Genomic DNA, 2,139 nt, shown 5'->3' on the forward strand with positions numbered 1-2,139 from the left:
CTTCCTGAACAAAGGAAGACCGGTTGCATTCGCTGAAAAACTGAAAGCGTGTAACGGTGAACCATCCTGCGAGCAGGGTGTGCGTAAGGACATGGCGAAGGAGTCGGCGGAGAATATCCAGAAGCTGAAGTCCTGCTGGGATGCAGGAGATAGCGCCTGTGTTGCAGCAATGCGCAGCCAGATAGAGACGGACGGAAAAACCTACGCGCAGCTTGGCGTACAGGATGCACTGGCGGGACGCAGCTACGAAAACAGTGCGAACTGGTATGCTGACATTATCGATCAGTGTGGAGGAAAGTGTGGCTGGCTGGAATCAGCACTGACGAAGACAGCCGCAGATGGTCTGACTGATGCTGTGTACGGGGCATTAGGTACAGGGAGTTTGCCTAAGCCAGGGCAGACTGCGGAGCCTGCTAGTGAAATAGCCGGCACAAGGGGTGTATCTGAAAAAGGTTCTGTAGCAAACGCTAATTTCGCTCAGTCAAAAATTAGAGCCAATGAAACCTTTAGCGCTGAAGGGGTGGCTAAATATAGTCAAATGGCGGGCCAACCAGTCAATAACGTAGATGATTTAGCCAATGCAATTCGTAGCGGTCTTATCAAACCGAGCCAACTCTCTGTTGATTATGTTGAAATGAATGGCACAAAATTAATCCTTAATACACGAACATCTGTAGCATTAGATCGCGCAGGAATACCTAAATCTGACTGGTATGGAACAAACCAAACGAATGTGAACGTACCGGGAATGGATGGAAAGACCTACAATGATCTTGCAGCTGATCAATTAATGAGAAACAAACTTCCAGAAACTGGTAGTTCAGATATTCCCCGTGGGAGAAAATAATGAAGTCAGGAACTGAAATCTCTATTTTAGACCCTTATGAGTGGTTGCCATCATATGGGGAGAACTCTGTATCTGTTGAATCAAAAGGTTTGGATTTTGTTATTAAAATTGAATACGATGCAGAAGATAATAATCAGACTATATATTGTCGAGAGTTACGATTTGATATGGTGTGTGCCTTTCATCGTACTACATTCCCAGGAGTATCAATACTTAATATAGATTATGGTAAAAGCGCTGAGGCTCCATTGCTAGGTTCTTTGGTTGAATACCCTGATTCTGAGGTTGCTCTTGCTTGGAATAGTCATTTTGGCGGTTTTAGACAGATAAAACACTATAAAATAGTTTTTCTTTCTGAGAATATTCAGATGGAAATTTTTGCCAATAACGTGACTTTAGGTGCTGAATGTATTATTCCACCTAAATAAATGCAGATGGTGGAACAGATTTGGTTAACCAAACGCCATTATCAGCCTGAAAAAATTTAAAGCCCTGTTCATGCATAGTCAGGGCTTTTATTTTTAGTACAATCGGTTTTCCATGCCGACTTCCAACTTGAATTGCTGTCTCTTCATCGCCAGATAGATGGACATATTGTCGATCTTTTGCATGTAATCCCTGAGCGCGAATTGATATTAGGAATCGTGTTGCAGTTCCATGATATAAAAACTCAGGAGGGGTTTTTTCTTCATACATTATATTTACCTGTTGCGATGAATGTCCTTGAGCTGCCCGGATACGTAATCCATCATCTGAAATCGTAAAGCGTTTTTTATCACTATTATCCACGATACTATGAATAAGACTATTATCGAGTGTATAGCCTTCTTTAACGGCACAAAGGATAAGATCGCTTATAATGGCCCATCCCTCTTTGTCCAAAGATAAACCTATGGCTTCAGGTTGATGGCGTAATATGTAACTTAAAAACTTACTGATATCTGTGTTTTTTTTGCTCATGATAATGATCTCAAGTAAATCCCGGCCCCGCGCCGGGATCGTTATTTTTACCGGTCAGATCCTAATCTCCGCCTCAATCACCAGCCGCCCGCGCTCGACGGTGACGATAACGGGCTGGCCGGTGTTAAAACCGAGGTCTTCCAACCAGCGGCCCTTGAGGGTGAGTTGCGGCGGCGGGTTGCCCTTCATGCCGTTGGGGGCGTAGCCGACGGTGTAATGCCGTTGGGGTTCTTTTACTTCAGTTGCGCGGGGTTCTGCCTTAGAATCGCGTCCAGCCATAGTAACTACCTCGTTTAGTTGCCTGTGGTGAGCGGTTGGGACAGGTAGCCGCC

At 44.6% G+C, this 2,139-nt stretch carries 4 protein-coding genes; 2 read left to right on the forward strand and 2 right to left on the reverse strand.

The window, feature by feature from the left end; translation table 11 throughout:
• Together DCH402_RS22885 and DCH402_RS11275 are read left to right on the forward strand one after the other, a co-directional pair.
• Positions 1–847: hypothetical protein (locus tag DCH402_RS22885; protein WP_200864849.1), on the forward strand; the 847-nt coding region annotated here is incomplete at its 5' end.
• On the forward strand, positions 847–1,275 hold the full coding sequence (locus tag DCH402_RS11275) for a hypothetical protein (protein ID WP_040001165.1): 429 nt from the start codon (positions 847–849) through the stop codon (positions 1,273–1,275). The genes DCH402_RS22885 and DCH402_RS11275, both read left to right, overlap by 1 nt.
• Here the strand turns inward: DCH402_RS11275 and DCH402_RS21340 are convergent.
• Together DCH402_RS21340 and DCH402_RS11280 are read right to left on the reverse strand one after the other, a co-directional pair.
• A complete protein-coding gene (locus tag DCH402_RS21340) occupies positions 1,268–1,807 on the reverse strand; it encodes an RNA 2'-phosphotransferase (RefSeq protein ID WP_071604703.1) in 540 nt (179 codons plus the stop codon). The genes DCH402_RS11275 and DCH402_RS21340 overlap by 8 nt on opposite strands.
• 54 nt (positions 1,808–1,861) lie before the next feature.
• Positions 1,862–2,086: a SymE family type I addiction module toxin gene (locus DCH402_RS11280; RefSeq protein WP_040001166.1), complete on the reverse strand. Its 225-nt coding sequence runs from the start codon at positions 2,084–2,086 to the stop codon at positions 1,862–1,864.
• Positions 2,087–2,139 lie beyond the last annotated feature (53 nt).

It is taken from the genome of Dickeya chrysanthemi NCPPB 402, from assembly GCF_000406105.1.
GTDB classification, from domain to species: Bacteria; Pseudomonadota; Gammaproteobacteria; order Enterobacterales; family Enterobacteriaceae; genus Dickeya; species Dickeya chrysanthemi.